16 protein-coding genes are annotated in these 15,526 nt (G+C 58.6%); 3 read left to right on the plus strand and 13 right to left on the minus strand.

Features of this window, described 5'->3' with window-relative positions:
- Nucleotides 1–101: 101 nt before the first annotated feature.
- Entirely contained in the window at nucleotides 102–1,559 is a 1,458-nt protein-coding gene (locus JNX03_RS07205) for a hypothetical protein (protein ID WP_203211717.1), read from the minus strand.
- A gap of 191 nt (nucleotides 1,560–1,750) precedes the next feature.
- Here JNX03_RS07205 and JNX03_RS07215 point away from each other — a divergent pair, with 191 nt between their 5' ends.
- A complete protein-coding gene (locus JNX03_RS07215) occupies nucleotides 1,751–2,497 on the plus strand; it encodes a WecB/TagA/CpsF family glycosyltransferase (RefSeq protein WP_203211719.1) in 747 nt (248 codons plus the stop codon).
- A gap of 2 nt (nucleotides 2,498–2,499) precedes the next feature.
- Here the strand turns inward: JNX03_RS07215 and JNX03_RS07220 are convergent, their stop codons facing one another.
- The 9 genes from JNX03_RS07220 to JNX03_RS07260 form a co-directional block, all read right to left on the minus strand.
- Nucleotides 2,500–3,444 (minus strand): glycosyltransferase family 2 protein, encoded by a 945-nt coding sequence (locus JNX03_RS07220; RefSeq protein WP_203211720.1) that lies wholly within the window; start codon nucleotides 3,442–3,444, stop codon nucleotides 2,500–2,502.
- Nucleotides 3,441–4,484: a glycosyltransferase family 2 protein gene (locus JNX03_RS07225; protein ID WP_203211721.1), complete on the minus strand. Its 1,044-nt coding sequence runs from the start codon at nucleotides 4,482–4,484 to the stop codon at nucleotides 3,441–3,443. The genes JNX03_RS07220 and JNX03_RS07225 overlap by 4 nt, the downstream gene beginning before the upstream one ends.
- 35 nt (nucleotides 4,485–4,519) lie before the next feature.
- Entirely contained in the window at nucleotides 4,520–5,860 is a 1,341-nt protein-coding gene (locus JNX03_RS07230; RefSeq protein WP_203211722.1) for an NAD(P)/FAD-dependent oxidoreductase, read from the minus strand.
- On the minus strand, nucleotides 5,857–6,609 hold the full coding sequence (locus JNX03_RS07235; protein ID WP_203211723.1) for an NAD(P)-binding domain-containing protein: 753 nt from the start codon (nucleotides 6,607–6,609) through the stop codon (nucleotides 5,857–5,859). Before JNX03_RS07235 ends, JNX03_RS07230 begins: the two co-directional genes overlap by 4 nt.
- Nucleotides 6,609–8,108: an aldehyde dehydrogenase gene (locus JNX03_RS07240; protein ID WP_203211724.1), complete on the minus strand. Its 1,500-nt coding sequence runs from the start codon at nucleotides 8,106–8,108 to the stop codon at nucleotides 6,609–6,611. Before JNX03_RS07240 ends, JNX03_RS07235 begins: the two co-directional genes overlap by 1 nt.
- Nucleotides 8,109–8,112: 4 nt before the next feature.
- Nucleotides 8,113–9,027, minus strand: coding sequence for a dihydrodipicolinate synthase family protein (locus JNX03_RS07245; RefSeq protein WP_203211725.1), 915 nt, complete (start codon nucleotides 9,025–9,027; stop codon nucleotides 8,113–8,115).
- Between the two features lie 6 nt (nucleotides 9,028–9,033).
- Nucleotides 9,034–9,738: a GntR family transcriptional regulator gene (locus tag JNX03_RS07250; RefSeq protein WP_203211726.1), complete on the minus strand. Its 705-nt coding sequence runs from the start codon at nucleotides 9,736–9,738 to the stop codon at nucleotides 9,034–9,036.
- Between the two features lie 79 nt (nucleotides 9,739–9,817).
- On the minus strand, nucleotides 9,818–10,849 hold the full coding sequence (locus tag JNX03_RS07255; RefSeq protein ID WP_231024294.1) for a GGDEF domain-containing protein: 1,032 nt from the start codon (nucleotides 10,847–10,849) through the stop codon (nucleotides 9,818–9,820).
- Nucleotides 10,849–11,436: a heme NO-binding domain-containing protein gene (locus JNX03_RS07260; protein WP_203211727.1), complete on the minus strand. Its 588-nt coding sequence runs from the start codon at nucleotides 11,434–11,436 to the stop codon at nucleotides 10,849–10,851. Before JNX03_RS07260 ends, JNX03_RS07255 begins: the two co-directional genes overlap by 1 nt.
- Before the next feature lie 182 nt (nucleotides 11,437–11,618).
- On the opposite strand from JNX03_RS07260, the gene JNX03_RS07265 reads away from it, so the two are divergent.
- Together JNX03_RS07265 and JNX03_RS07270 are read left to right on the plus strand one after the other, a co-directional pair.
- Nucleotides 11,619–12,134 carry a hypothetical protein gene (locus JNX03_RS07265; protein ID WP_203211728.1) on the plus strand — a complete coding sequence of 172 codons (516 nt, stop codon included), beginning with the start codon at nucleotides 11,619–11,621 and terminating at the stop codon, nucleotides 12,132–12,134.
- Nucleotides 12,135–12,148: 14 nt separating this feature from the next.
- Nucleotides 12,149–12,754, plus strand: a complete 606-nt coding sequence (locus JNX03_RS07270) for a hypothetical protein (RefSeq protein ID WP_203240742.1) — start codon at nucleotides 12,149–12,151, stop codon at nucleotides 12,752–12,754.
- Nucleotides 12,755–12,808: 54 nt separating this feature from the next.
- Here the strand turns inward: JNX03_RS07270 and JNX03_RS07275 are convergent, their stop codons facing one another.
- From JNX03_RS07275 to JNX03_RS07285, 3 genes are all read right to left on the minus strand, one after another.
- A complete protein-coding gene (locus JNX03_RS07275) occupies nucleotides 12,809–14,368 on the minus strand; it encodes a trimethylamine methyltransferase family protein (protein ID WP_203211730.1) in 1,560 nt (519 codons plus the stop codon).
- 105 nt (nucleotides 14,369–14,473) lie between these two features.
- Complete coding sequence (locus tag JNX03_RS07280; RefSeq protein ID WP_203211731.1) at nucleotides 14,474–15,169, minus strand: HAD family hydrolase; 696 nt, start codon at nucleotides 15,167–15,169, stop codon at nucleotides 14,474–14,476.
- Nucleotides 15,166–15,450, minus strand: a complete 285-nt coding sequence (locus tag JNX03_RS07285) for a DUF3572 domain-containing protein (RefSeq protein ID WP_203211732.1) — start codon at nucleotides 15,448–15,450, stop codon at nucleotides 15,166–15,168. The genes JNX03_RS07280 and JNX03_RS07285 overlap by 4 nt, the downstream gene beginning before the upstream one ends.
- Nucleotides 15,451–15,526 lie beyond the last annotated feature (76 nt).

The following is a 15,526-nucleotide window of genomic DNA, read 5'->3' on the forward strand; positions in this document are numbered from 1 at the left end:
AGCTACCATAATAAAGGCAAAAAAGGGCGGTCATTATTGACGCAGGCGAAACAATTTTGACCAATCGAGGCGGATCAAAACGCCAAATAAGGCCAATTGGCTCATAAAACGGTGCGTTTGCCTTGATTTTGCCTTGTTTTGTCAAGGACTGCGGTTTGCATCTGGTAACGCGGTTGATGGGTGGACCCGGCAAACAGTTTTTCGGCATATCCCACGATCGCCCCCGCCGTCAGCCAGGTGAGCGGCGTCAACGTCGCATTGAGCAGCATATCCATCAAGGTAACGCCCAAAATCAGGCACAGCGGCGCCACATAGGGGGAGACGGTTTGCGGGCGTTGCCTTGACACGTAAAGCCCCATCATCAGCAGCGGCAGCGCCAAAAGCCCGAATTCGCAGATATAACCTACCCAACCAAAAGTGCCAAAAACGATAATCCAGCGGCCATCGGGGATGGTCAAAATCTCTCCTGTTTCGCTATGGCGGACCAAGGAACGGCCCCAACCGCCCCAACCAAACGCCGGTTTTTCCGCAGCCCGAACAAGCAGTTGATCCTCGTTGTTAAACCGGTATTCCAAGGATTGCGCCCGCTCGTCGCTGATCTCTGCAGCTTGCGCCAGAATGGCCTCCGTCGGGATAACATCCAGATTGCGCAGCATCGGATATCCCACCGCCACGACAGCAAAAACCACCGCCAGCCGAATTTGCCAACGGCTTGGGATAAACAGCGCAACAGGCGTCAGCGCCACCCCATAGGCAAAGGATGCAAGGCTTTTGCACATCACCAACAGAACCGCCAGATACCCAACGATCAAATACCCTTTCATCCGCTTTTCCGCTGGCCCATAGCGCACTAGGGCTGCAGCTGAAATCAGGCTGGTCACTACAAAGACCGCGAGCCACAAACCATGTGGCAAGAACACGATCGGGCGATAGCCGCCATCGCGGATCATCTGTTCAAAGGAATGCTGGAAAAAGCCGTAAATCCAGATGTTTGTCACCGGGCTGAACTGAATTTCAAAGAACGATGGGATCGAATAGATCAACCCGCCCACCATGAAGGCCAGCAAGATTTCATGCAGGCCTTTTTCGTCTGACAGATACTGCCGCGCCAGCAAGAACGGCACCAAGGTCAGCACCTGTGCCAGCACAACCGCCCCCACGTCACGCACCGATTGGCCCGGCAACTGGTCCACCAAAAAGATGATCGGATGCGCATCGCGCAGCACTTCGAACAAAATCGGATCACGGTTGGTCATCACCGTCGGAATGGCGGACAGAACCAGCCCCGCCACCAACAGACGCCCAATCCAGTTTTGCGGCCAGATCTGCAACTTTTCGCGCAGCGAGAAGATCAGGATCAGGACAACGCTGAGGTTCGGAATGGACACTTTGTCCATCGATGGCACCAGTGGCAGATTGAATTCGGCCAGCGGCGGCAAAAACAGATAGCCGCCCAGGATGGACCAGATCAGAGCCCGCTGAAGCGGCATTTTGCGAAACAGCCACAAGCAGACCAACGGCCAGATCAACAGCATCAGATATGCAAAACCGTTTGGCATGTTGGTCCTATGGCGTGGTGGCTTTGGGGGAAAATATCATCTGGCCTGACGCCTGTCATCCCGATAGATTCTGTTCACGACGGCGCATCGCGTGGTCAAATTGCAGGTAACCACATGATGAAAATCGAAAATTTTGAAATCGCGGCGACACATCGCCATCCATTTGATGTCCAACCCAAGGGCTCCAACCCATGAAATTTGGCAAAGTCCCCCACCAGATCGAGGTCAATGTGCCAACCCGCCACGCATTGTTTCAGGCTGTGGCTAAACATTTGAAAGAAAACACCGGATTCGCGCTGGCCACGCTGAACCTCGATCACCTCACCAAACTGCCGGAAGAACCTCCATTTCTCGCCGCCTACCGTGCACAAGATCTGGTGGTGGCCGATGGCCGGCCCGTTGTCTGGCTGTCCAAGATCGCGCGGCAACCGGTTGAACTGATGCCGGGGTCTGACATGATCCTGCCGCTTTGCGATCTGTGTGTTGAAAATGGACGGTCCATCGCCCTCGTTGGCAGCAGTGATGAGGCCTTGTCGGGCGCAGCAAAAGCGTTGAAAGCCCGCGTTCCGGGGCTGGAGGTGTCTTTCATCCACGCGCCGCCCTATGGATTTGATCCGCAAGGCGCTGCCGCAGACGAGATCCTTCGTGATCTGGCGAGCAGCGGCGCAGGGCTTTGTTTCATTGCCCTTGGCGCGCCCAAGCAAGAGATTTTCGCAGCACGGGGCCGGCAAATGGCCCCCGATGTCGGATTTGCTTCTATCGGCGCGGGGCTGGATTTCTTTTCCGGCCATCAGGTGCGTGCGCCCAAGATCATGCGCATGGTGGCGATGGAATGGTTATGGCGGGCACTGCAAAGCCCGCGCCGCATGGTCCCGCGCTATGCCAAGTGTTTCGCGATCCTCCCGGGGCTCACGATCGACGCGCTGCGCCAACGATAAGGCTATTTGTATTCGATAATCTCAGATTTGCGCCCCGAAATCCGGCGCAAGTGATATTGCACCGCCCCCAAGCCTTCGGGAAACTTTGAAAAGGTCGTCAACGCCGCCCATGCCAACCCGCCTTGCCGGGACAGGCGCAGAACTTGCAACGGATAGATCCCCAGCAGCAACAGCGCCCAAGGGCTGATCAACAAAGCCAACAGCAGGATGAACAGGGGCAACACCGCCCCCCAGATCAACGCACGGCGGCTCTCTGCCACCCAATGCCGCTCCGGCGGCGCACCATGCAGCGCCGCTCCTTCTGCAAAGGCATGGCCTGCCCGCTGGCTGCGCTTCCACCACTGGCTGAGGCGGGTGATCTCGGCGTCATGCCATGTCATCTCTGCATCCAGACGCCAGATCTTCCATCCGTTCTGGCGCAAACGCAGGCAGAGTTCCGGCTCCTCTCCTGCAATCAGGCTGTCACGATAACCGCCCAACTCCCTCAGTGGTGCAACCCGCATCAGGGCATCACCACCGCAAGCCAAAGTTTGCCCCACCGGCGTGTCCCATTCGCGGTCAATCAAACGGTTGTAAACTGAAGCCTCCGGAAACCGTTCGCGCCGCCGACCGCAGACAACCGCCACATCGGGATGGGCTTCGAGGAACGTGCGAGCGGTGTCAATCCACCCCGACCGCAGGGCGCAATCTCCGTCAAGGAATTGAACCAATTCAACCCCTTCTGCAACCTCCACCAATCCGGCATTGCGCGCACGGGCCGCTGTGAACGGCTGGATCAGATCCAATGTAACCACCTGCGCACCCTGGCTTTGCGCCGCCTCAACAGACCCATCGGTGGACCCCGAATCCACATAGATCACCTGATCGACCTGCCCCTCAAGCGCCGCAAGACAGGCAATCAACCGCGCCCCTTCGTTGCGCCCGATGACGACCGCTGCAACCGTCATTGGCCCACCTTTGAAAGATACTCAGAAAACCGCTTGGACCCGACAAGAAACCCCGCGCGGATCAACAATTCCACCCGATTCCAAGGCCGCGCATCCAGTGAAAACAGCGTCACATCCGGCACATTGCGCATCACCGCCGCGCGGCGGGCATCTTCACCATGCGCCACATCCCCTGCGCCCAGCGATGCCGCATCCCGCGCCCCCGGATCATTGGCGAATTTGTAGTGTTTGATCACCCCGGTGATGTCGGCGCAACGCACCCCCATCGACAAATGCGGATGCGGCGCGGGCGTTACCTCCGGCCCGTTGAAGATCAGCGGATGTTTGGTCAGACAACAGGCCTCGCCAAAGACCTTGCCGCGCACCCCGCCAAAGCAGAACTGTATATCGCGGTGCGTGTTCGTGTTGCCTTTGAGCAGCTCTGAAAACGGGATCTCGGCGCTGTGGTAATCATATTTGTCCACTGTGCTAATATCGAAATAGCTAAATTCCTCAAGCACTTGGGCGTAAGGCAAATGTGCCACTTCGCGCAGCGGCGCTTTGGGAAACATCTCTAACATCTGCGCCACCATCGCGGTGGCCCCCTGCCCTTTGAGATAGTCAATCAGCCCATCAATGCCCAAACGCTCCCGGCCTTCGAAATCAAAAATCTCATCCATGTCCACATAGAGGCACCACCGGTTCTGCCCATATGTGTTGGCCGGATATTGCCGGATCAGGTCTTCGAATCCCGCCAATGGCAATGCGCTTTGGTCAATGATCGTGCCGGGCTCTGCCGCGATGCGGGGCAGTGTGTCGTCGGTGGACCCATTGTCGATAAAGACAAAATGCCGGATGCCCATGGCGCGGTAATGGGCAAAAAATGCATCCAGATAATAGCTGCCGTTGCGCACCAGGGCGATCAGCACCACTTCATCGGCACCGGCGTCCAGTTGCGCGGGCCCGTGCAGATGTCGCAAGGAGCGTGCAAATTGCTGGCGGCGGCGCCGTTCGCGCATTTTGTGCAGGGCGCGGCGCATCAGATGGATCGGGCTTTTCATAGGCGCGTGATACGCCAGCGGCGGCGGCGGGTCTACTATTCTGCGCCCGCGCGATGTTCTTTCCAGCGCAGGTATGCATTTGCGCCCCAGGTGGCAAAAGGTTGCGGGGGCAAGGGCTTGGGTGCCGCTTCGGCGTCGAAATGGGCAGTGATCTCCGAGCGGTGCCCCATTGCTGCCTCGGCGGCAGCGATGCCCGTCAGGGTGCCCCGCGCCGTGCCAAGCCCGTTTTGGGCGCAGGCGGCGTAGACGCCATCGTCAATCTGATCCGTAACGCTGACCCCGTTGAGCGTCAGGCACAGATGTCCAGCCCAAGCGTATTGCATCGGCATTCCCGCCAGCTGCGCAAACCGGTTGTCGAATTTTTCGCGGTGGACTTGCCCGGCACGGGCCACATCGCGGGGCGTTGCCATCATGCCTGGGCGCAGGGTCGCGCAGGTCCGCGTGATGATCCGGTTGCCCCCCTGTGCGGAGTCGATGCGCCGCATGGTTGTGCCCATCGGATCGGACGGCGTAATGCCCCAGCGCGGCGCGCCGCCCAAACGGGCCAGCGCATCCTTGTCCAACTCTGGCGTCATGGAGGCATAGAGGAACAACTGCATCAACTGCCCCTTGGCGATGCCAAAGCTTTCCAGATGACCGTTGTTCGCCAGAATGATCCGGGGTGCAGTGATCTGGCCCTGCGCGGTGGTCACAGACCAGTCACTGCCCTGCCGGGCAAACCCGGTCACGGCAGAGCTTTCGTAAATCTGCACATCCCCGCGGCGTAGCCCCTCCGCCAAACCGCGAATATATCCCGCAGGCTGCAAGATCATGGTTCCGGGTGTGAACAGGCCAGAGCGATAGTGGTTGCTGCCGGTCAAATCTTGCATGTGTTGGGCGTCCAAGGTTTCGCTGGTCTCGCCCAAGGACGCCAGATGCCGCGCATAGCTGGCGTTATGCGCCTCCCCCTTGGCCGTGGCGGCACCGTTCACCTTGCCCGCCGGATCGGCATAGGCTGGATTGATCCCGTATTGCGCCACCGCATCAGCGGCAAAGGCGATCGCCCGCCGATTGAGCGCGATCAGCGCCGCATCATCGCCCGCCCCCGCGTAATCCTCCGAGGCCAGATCATGCGGCAGGTCAATCATAAAGCCCGAGTTGCGCCCTGCACTGCCTTCGGCAATCCGCAAACCGTCCAGCACAACTATGCGCAACCCTTTATCGAGCTGCCGCAGACGCCGTGCCGCTGACAGGCCAGCAAAGCCCGCGCCAATCACCACGACATCGGCGATTTGAGAGCCTGAAAAAGGGGCAGTCACCGGATATGGGCCAAGAATTTCCGCCCATGCGGCGGGGGTATCGAACTGCGGTGCACGTCTTGCGCGATAGTTGGTCACAGACCCAACCGCGGCTTGAGAGCCTCCAACCCGGCGACCAATGCATCATGTGCACCGGTCTCCTGCATATGCGCCTTGAGGCTGGCGTTCAGCCCGCCTTCGGTTGCAAGCCCCTGCAAGAGCGTATCAAAATCCGCATCGCTGGTGGCCATCTGCCGAAGAAACCCTGCAAAGACCCCAGCCACATAACCTTCTGCCGCCTTGGGATCGCCGGTCTGATCGCCCAGCCACTGTGCCCCGGTCTGCATCAGCGCGATCAGCGGCGCAGACAGCGCACTGCCCGCGAAATGCGCGTTCAGCGCGGCTTCGCTGGCAACCGCAAACACATGATCGCTGTCACCAAAGAGCGCTGTCAATGCAGTGGAGGCCGGATAGACCGGCAGCATCGAACCGCCCGTGCTGATCGCCGACAAAGGAATGGTCATCGCAATATCCGTCGCTGGCGCGCACAGCTGTTGCAAGGTCTCATGGCTCACATCCACCATCACCGAAATCACCGCTTGGTCGGCTCGAAACGGAAGGCTTGGCAAAGCCTGCCGCGCAACATCTGCCATCAGGCACAGAAACACTACGTCTGATCCGGCCACCACATCCGCATTCGCGGCCACGGTTGCCCCATCGACCTCAGCAGCCAATTGCGCCGCAACCTGCGCGTTGCGCTCTGACACCATGATCTGATGCCCGCGCCCCGCCAGTCCGCGCACCATGGCGGCGGCGATTTCGCCGGTGCCAATAAACCCGATGCGCATCAGGACACCTCGCCGTCGCTGTCATCGGACAGATCAATCCAGATCGTCTTGAGCTGGGTATATTGATCATGGGCATGCACGGAATTGTCGCGTCCACCAAAGCCTGATTGTTTGAACCCGCCAAACGGGGTGGAAATGTCCCCCTCCCCATAGCTGTTCACCGTCACCGTACCCGCCCGCAGCATCCGTGCACCGCGCAGGGCGCGTTTGCCATTGGCCGTGAAGATCGACGCGCAGAGGCCATAGTCGGTGTCATTGGCCACCGCGATGGCCTCCTCAAAGCTGCTGACCGCGATCACGCTCAGAACCGGGCCGAAGATCTCGTCCCGTGCAAGGGTATGAGTGTTGCTTGGCAACTCCAAAACCGTCGCTTCGACAAAAGCACCGCCTTGCGTTCCGCCGCCGATCACCGCCTTAGGAGCGCCCTCCAAATAGCCGGAAACCTTATCAAAATGGGCCTTTGATACCATCGCCCCAAGCCGCGTTTCAGGATCAAGCGGATCGCCCAAAGGCCATTCCCGCGCATGGGCTTCGATCCGGTCCAACAACGCGTCTTTGACATCGCGGTGCACGATCAAACGGCTGATGGCCGAACAGTTTTCGCCCATGTTCCAGAATGCGCCGTTGACGACATGCGCGGCCACCGCATCGAGGTTTTCGGCATCTTCCATCACCACGCAGGGGTTCTTGCCGCCCATCTCAAGCACCACTTCCTTGGCGTTGCTTTCAGCGGCATAGCTGAGAAACTTTTTGCCCGTGACGGTCGAGCCGGTGAAGCTGACCATGTCCACATCCATATGGCGGCCCAGAGGTTCGCCCACCTCTGCCCCGCCGCCGGGCAGCACGTTCAGCACACCGCGTGGCACACCGGCCTCATGGGCCAGTTCAGCCACCCGCAAAGCGGTGAGCGAGGTTTCTTCCGCCGGTTTCACCACCACCGAACATCCCGCCGCAAGCGCTGGGCCAATTTTCCACGCCAGCATCAACAAAGGGAAGTTCCACGGCAGGATCAGCCCCACCACGCCAATGGGTTCGCGCACCACCATGGCGACGTGATCATCGCTTGCCGGGGCGACCTGATCATACATCTTATCAATGGCTTCCGCGTGCCACTTGATGCAGGTACTGGTCTCTGGCAAGTCCACGGTTTCGCAATCAAAGATGGTTTTGCCGCTGTCGATGCTTTCCATCACCGCCAGTTCGCGGGCATTGCGGGTCAGCAATTTGGCAAAGCGGATCAGGACATCCTTACGCTCTGACGGATGCCGGCGGGACCAACGGCCATCCTCAAAAGCCTCGCGGGCTTTGGACACGGCAAAATCAACATCTTCTGCACCACAGGCGGCAATCTCGGCCAAGGGCTCTCCGGTTGCGGGGTTCACGGTCGTGAAGGTTTCACCAGACGTGGCCGGACGATAGCTGCCATCCACAAATGCCGCCGCCGGAAGGTCGAGATCGGCAGCGATCGCACGGTATTCTTCTTTTGTAAGCAATCCCATGATCTTAACCTTTCTGAATGTCAGCAATGGTGGATTTGAGCACACGGATCACCTGATCCAATTCGCGTTTGTCGTCTTTGTTCAATGGCTTAAGCGGCGGCATCACCCCGCCCGTGTTCACCCCGGCCATCGTGGTGCCATGTTTGACACATTGCACAAACTTGCCGCCCTGTTCGAGAACCCGCATCAGGGGCATCATCGCTGACATGATCCGCCGTCCCTTGGTGAAATCGCCCTCAACGGCGCAAGCCTGATAGAGCGCCACATGTTCTTCGGGCAGGAAATTCGACCCGGCACAAACCCAGGATCGTGCGCCCCATGCAAAAAACTCAAGCGCCTGATCATCCATGCCGCAAGACATCTGGATATGCGGATAATCCCGCGCCAAAAGATGTACACGGTTGATATCGCCGGAACTTTCCTTGATCGCACAGATATTTCGAGACCGGCCAACGCGATCCAGAAATTCCTCGCCCATATTCACACCCATCCGTCCCGGATAGTTATACAGCATCACCGGCAGGTTCGCAGCGCGGTCGATCGCCAGCGCGTTCAAGGCATTTTCCCGCTCTGTCGGAACGGCATAGGGTGGCGTCGCAAGCAGGATCGCATCCGCGCCAATCTCTTTTGCCCCACTGGCCAAGGCGATGGAATCCTCTGTGCGCATCGTGCCGGTGCCCACGATCAGCGGCAAACGCCCCTTGATCCTATCCTTGGTGAACTGGGCCAGATCCAACCGTTGCTCGACCGTTTGAGCATAGTTTTCGCCGGTGGAACCGCCCGATATGATCCCATGCACCCCTGCCCCAATCAGATGCTCCACCTGATCGGCAAGGCCATCACAGTTGAAGCTGCCATCGGGGGCCAGCGGTGTGACGATGGGCGTGTAGATGCCCTCGAATTGAAAGATTGGTGTCATTGTCCCTCACTCCGGCGCGGTGCCGGTTCCCAGTTGCAGGTCAAGCCCGGCGGGCATGACAAATTGTTCGATACGCCCGCGCGACAGGTTCCAATGTGCGATGGCCAGATCGGCCGCGGCATCATCATCCGCGGCCTCAATCGCCGCGATGATCGCGTCGTGCTGGTCGCTGGCGGAGGTCAGGTTCTCTTCCATCTCGGCGTCTTGCGGACGGAAGAACGTCATCGAGATCCGCGCGTGATCAATCAGCAGACGCTGGAAGCTGGGCAGAAGATACACATTTCCCGCCATCTGTCCGGTCACGTCATGAAAATGGTTGTTGGCCAAGGCCCGTGCCGCGATATCACCGCCGCGCAATGCCGCTTTGAAGGCGCTTTGCGCATCTTTGAGAGCCGCAATCTGGGACGGTTTCGCATTCTGCGCTGCCAACCTGAGGATCGCGCCATAAATCATTGGAGCTGCGAGAAAAAAGTCGCGCAGGGTCTTGTGGCTCATCTCGGCAACACGTGCGCCGCGGTTGGTGCGGATTTCAACAAATCCTTCGCCTGCCAACTGGCGCAGCACTTCGCGCAGCGGCGTGCGCGACAAGTGCCATTCCTCCGACAATCGCGCCTCATCCAGATCCGCGCCTGGCTGCAAGTCCTGGGTCAGGATCGCGTGCCGCAGATGATGCAACACATCTTCTTTAGAATATTTCCTGTCCTGTGCCACAGCGCCCCCTGTTTCCTCTGAATGAGGTGAGTCGGGGTATTTCTAGCATTGCATACAATTTGTGTACAATAATTTCTTTCTAACGCGGATCAGGGTTCTGCCGCCGCTCTGACGGGGCCATATTGGGAGCCCTTTTTCGCAAGGCCGGTGTGTAGACCGTTTGCCGCGACCGCCCCGCATGTTTGGAGGCATAAAGTGCCACATCCGCGTTGGAGAGCACGTCTTCCATGCTCGATTGATCCTCCTCCCCGATCCAGACGGTGCCGATACTGGCGGAGATCCGGCAATCTTGCCCGTTGAACGATATCGGCTCTTCCAAGCGGTCTATGATCCGCCGGCCCACCCGGCGCATCAGGTTGCCATTGCGCACTTCAGGCAGGACAATTGTAAATTCATCCCCGCCAACACGGGCAACGGTATCGGTTTTGCGGGTTTCGCTGACCATGATCTGCGCGACGATCTGCAGCACATGATCGCCTGCGGCATGGCCCAGCGTGTCATTGACCTCTTTGAAATAGTCCAGATCAATGTTCATCACCCCGAAACAGGCAGTGCCTTTGACCATCCGTTTGAGCACCGTATCCAGCGCCCGCCGGTTCTTGAGGCCCGTCAATGTGTCGGTAAAGGCCTGTTCCTCCGCCGCGATCTTGGCCCCTTGCAGGCGCAGGTTCAACTTGCGAGATGCCTCCATCGCGGCGGTTTTTGCTTCCACCAGATAAAGCATCTCGATGGCAAGGTCGGTCGCCGCAAAATCAGCGTTGGACAGGGAATAGTCTCGCACCCCATCCACAATGGAGATGCCAAAGCTGAGGTTCACAACCGTATGATTGCCCGCATCCCCCACCGGCACCATGATCCCCTTGAACGCGGTACGCGGCGGATCACGCAGTTCCAGATGCAGCTTGAGATCACGGGCCTTGTGCAGATCGGCCATCGAGACAATCGCGCGGGGGCGTTTGATATCAAACACTTCCAGAAACCGTTGTCCCAATAGATCGTCAGTCTTGCACAGCTTGTGCGCGGTGGGCCCTGCGTGAATGATATGGCCTGTCGCACTGAGAACCAGATGCATCGGGCATAAAACATCCAAAACCGGGGCAGAGACGATCATCACGTCGCCCGTGCGCCGAGGTCGAAACGCCGCCCTTCGGAAAAGTCGGTTTTGACCAATGTGATCGACACCGTTTCAACGCCTTGCCCGCCGCCGGTATGTTCCAGCAGTGCCAGCGCCCCGTAGTCATCCGCCATAACCCGAAGAACCCCCATCATCACATGGCCATAGCCCGCCACAGGAGCCGCACAAATCAGCGAGAAATGCCCATCGACGTGATCGCGCAATTCTATCCGGGGCAGGTGCAGATCGGACAGCGCCAAACGCGCCCGATCTGCAAGATCATCCAGAGAATGCAGAAAATCCTCAAAATTCACGCCGCCAAAACGCAGCAGCCGCCGAGTGCCTTCGAACCGCGGATGCGACACCAGATAGGTGCCGATATCCTCCATCACGTCGACGCGGGGCCGTTCCACCGTTTTGGACACCGCATCAAGAATGGCGGGCGTGATGGCGTCGTCATACTCAAGCATGGCTTCAAACTCGATAAAGTCGAGATTGGCATGGCGGGCACTGGCCTCCCATACGGCGGGGCCGTAAGTGTCACAGACAAAATTCTGGATGCTGCGGTTGAATAACCCATGCATTGGCGGCCTCATTCCCATACGTCCCAACGCCAGCCTTACCCAAACCCCTTAATATCTACCCAACAGACACAGTTTTACACATTTCGCAGCACCACATGCGGGCATATCATTATATCATTGCAACCCATTGTGGAAAAGTTAATCTGCGCGCATCAAAACTGACCTCAACGAAAGACCTCGATATGCCATTGTTCCTGTTGATCCTCAGCGCCCTTGGCGGCGCGCTTTGGTGGTGGGTGCGCAACAACCCGCGTGACGCGTTGCACGTGGCCAGCGATGTTGCAACGACGGTTAAGAACGCCCCGCGCAAACTGGCTTTCCGGCGGCAAACCGAAGCGCATCCCGTCGAAGGTATTGACGATCACCGCATCGCAATCTGCGCCATCGCACAGGCCTTTATCGAACTTGACGACCTGCCCACCCGCGAACAGCGTGACCAATTGCACCTCCTGCTGCGCAGCCGGATGCAGACCTCCGAAGAAGAAGCGCAAGAAATGGAAGTGCTTGGCCGATGGCTGATCACCCAATGCGACGGCGCGAAACCCGCGATTTCGCGTCTTGGCCGCAGATTGCACAAGATCGACGGCAATGCCTCATGGGGGGTCTTGCAAGAGATTTTGATGGATCTGGTGGGCGGCACCCTGTCTTACGGTCAAATCGGCGCGATCGAAGACCTGAAGCTGGCTTTGCGGAAATGATGACGATCAAGGATATGACCATTCTTCAAAAGCGGCTTCTGTGGCTGCGCGCCCTTTCACTGCTTCAGATCGCAACGATCTGCGGTACTGCGTTTGCCGCAAGCGCAATGGCCGACATCACCAATTATGAAACAGAAGGCAACCTGAAACCGACACATAGAATCGGCTGTGCAACTCTGGCCGAAATAGGCAATGAAATCACCCCTGCGGACCTCGCGTTGGGGTTCGAAACCTGTATGCAGAAACAAGACTACGTTCCGGCGGTCACACTCTTGGCTGTCATGCGGCTGCGCGCCCATTTTGACACCAAACGTGTCACCGACAAAACAGCGCATGGTGCCGGGCAGGTTCTGACCCTCAACGCGCTCAGCCAACTCAGCGAACGTAAGAAGAAATTTCTTTCCCTGACCTTTGAACGGTCATTGGCGCGCGGCGCCGAAACTCATACAGCGATCTGTGACCATGCGCGCAGCAACGGCCCGCCAAGCTATATCCCACATTACATGATCCAACACGGTTTGGCTGCGTTCAAGGACAAGCCCGGTCCGGCGTTGGTCGATCCATTTGACGCTAACCGTGCGTGGCAAAACAGCCTGACGCAATACTTCAAATGTAGCTAACCGCCCCACAGACCAAAACCCGTGGGGCGGCTGAATTACACCAATCCGGCAGGATCAGAAATCCGTCGGCGCCCCGCCTTCGGACTTCCGGCGGGCAACAAAGTCGGCCAGTTCGTCGCGGATCGCAATGTCCATCTCCGGCGCTTCAAAGCTGGTGATAATTTCCTTGAACATGTGGTGTGCGCGTTCCGCCGTCCAGATGCCACCCGCCGCTTCCCAGCCTTCGTAGTTTTTCCAGTCACTGAGGAAGGGCTGATAGAATGCCGTGGTATAACGATCCTGCGTGTGCTGGATACCAAAGAAATGGCCTGCATTGCCCACGGATTTGACCGCGTCCAGCGCGATCTCGTCTGGTCCGGTCGCACAAATCTCAGGCTGCATGTACCGCTGGATCTGCTGCAAAACTTCGCAATCCATGATGAACTTCTCCGGCGAGGCGATCAGCCCCCCTTCGAGCCAGCCCGCCGCGTGGTAGACCATGTTGGTGCCCGATTGCACCGACGCCCAAAGGCTGTTGGAGGTTTCCCACATCGCCTGCCCGTCCGGCACATTCGCCGCGCAAACCCCGGAGGACCGCATCGGCAGCCCATAGTACCGCGCGAGCTGCCCTGTCATCTGGGTCGCACGCATGTACTCAGGCGTGCCAAAGGCAGGTGCGCCGGATTTCATATCCACGTTGGAGGTAAAGGTACCAATCGCCACCGGGCAGCCGGGGTTGATGATCTGGGCCAAGACAATCGCACAAAGCCCCTCGGCCAGCGATTGCGCCACAGCGCCGGACATTGTCACGGGTGCCATCGCACCTGCAAGGGTGAAGGGTGTCACGACAAGACCCTGCCCGCGCCGCGCCAGGCGCATCCAACCGTCCATCATCGGAAAGTCATGCTTGAGCGGCGAGGTTGAGTTGATGTTGGTGTACATACGCGGGGCCGCGTCAAACTCATCGTGGGTCAGCCCGCCCGCGATGCGCACCATCTCCATCACGTCTTCGACACGCTCAGCGCCCAGCGAATAGGCGTGCATCACTTTGTCCGTCAGCGTCAGCTTGTCATAAAGTACGTCCAGGTGGCGCACAGAGGCATGGATATCGCAAGGCTCTACCGGATAGCCGCCGGCAAAGTGGATACAGTTGAAATACTGCGTCAGCTTGAGCAGATTCTTGCACATTTCACGGGTGCCGGGCACCTTTTTGCCAATCGACATGTCCCAATAGTTGGGCGGCGAAGACACGTTACCAAACAACAGGTTGTTGCCGCCGACGGTGATTTTCCGTTTTTCGTTTCGCGGTGTCAGCGTGAACTCGGAGGGGGCTTTGCCGACCCACTCCATAACAAAATCACGGCCCATGCGGACGTTTTCGCCATTGATCGTGCAGCCCGCCTTGCGCAGGATTTCAAGCGCTTCGGGGTTCAGGAATTCAATGCCGATCTCTTCGAGAATGCGCATCGCACCGTCATGGATTGCTTCAACCCCCTCGGGGCTCAACGGCTCCGTGGGCCGGTCGATATTGACCGGCGGGTTCCATGGCATTTGTTCGATCACCGCGCTGCCGCGCCGGTCTTGTGCACCTGCGCGGCCGCCGCCGCGGGTTCTGCGTTTGGGTGGCTGTGTCATGTCGTTACTCCTGAGTTGATCTCAGAAGGCACCATCGGCATGACGCCATCCTTTCCATTCACGACGACATATGTCGTTTTTAATCTCCAACCCCAAAATGCCAGATCATTGGGCGTCCAGCCATTCCGGCAAATACCCGATATCAGGGAGGACAACATCGGCGTGCGGCGCAAGATCGGCGCGGCTTGCCGGGCCGGTCAGAACCCCGACACAAATCATGCCCGCCGCCCGTCCGGCATCCAGATCATGGGTGCTGTCGCCGATCATCGCAATCTGCCCCGCGGGCAAACCGCATTGCGCGGCGAAGGCATGCATCTGGCCCGGCGCGGGTTTGCCGCCATGACCACTGTCGAAGCCCGCGACAAAATCGAACATCTCTAGAATGCCGGCCTGCAACAGATGCGCACGGGCCGGCATTTCCGCATCATTGGTTGCCACCCCAAGCGCCAGCCCCCTACGCCGGAACTCGGTCAGAAGCGGGACCAGCGGCACCGCCTGTTGCTGCTGTGTGTTCGCCGCCTCTTCGTTCAACATGTCCTCAAGCGCAGCAAAGGACATCTGCGGAAAATGCGGGTGCAAAGCCTCGGTCACTTCTCCTGCGGTGCTGGCAATCACCACGCTGTCAGGGGCAAAGTTGCGCTGCTGCATGTCAAATCCGATCGCCGCGCCCACGCGCCCGGCCTTGGCGTGATCGCCCTCGCAGGCTCGCAGCAAGAACGCATGCGCCCAGGTTTCCCAGGTGGCGGCAAAATCGAACAAGGTTCCGTCCTTGTCGAACAAAAGCCCTTTGATTTCAGTCATGTCCAATTCACCTGTGCTCCGCCCGGCAGGGCCATACGGGCCTGCATCAATTGATCGTATGGGATCGCGGCGCTGTCACAAAAGCCAATAACCCAAGCGTCATCCATCATCAGAAAATCCAAAACCGCGCCCAAAAAGACCGGATCGCCGGCCCGTTCGCGCAGATCCGCCTCTGACGCACCCGTGCTTCCAAGAAAGGTCGTCAACAGGTCATCATTGGCCGCCAACCACGCCAGCGCCCGCAGCGCCAGAATTTCAGCAGCATCAACAGAGAGTGTCATAACGTGATCCGGTTTTCAGGGCATCGCAACGGTTTGTTAACCATTAGGGCCAAATACAGGGACATGGAAATGCAAA

Source organism: Sulfitobacter mediterraneus (assembly GCF_016801775.1).
In the GTDB taxonomy this organism is placed as follows: domain Bacteria; phylum Pseudomonadota; class Alphaproteobacteria; order Rhodobacterales; family Rhodobacteraceae; genus Sulfitobacter; species Sulfitobacter mediterraneus_A.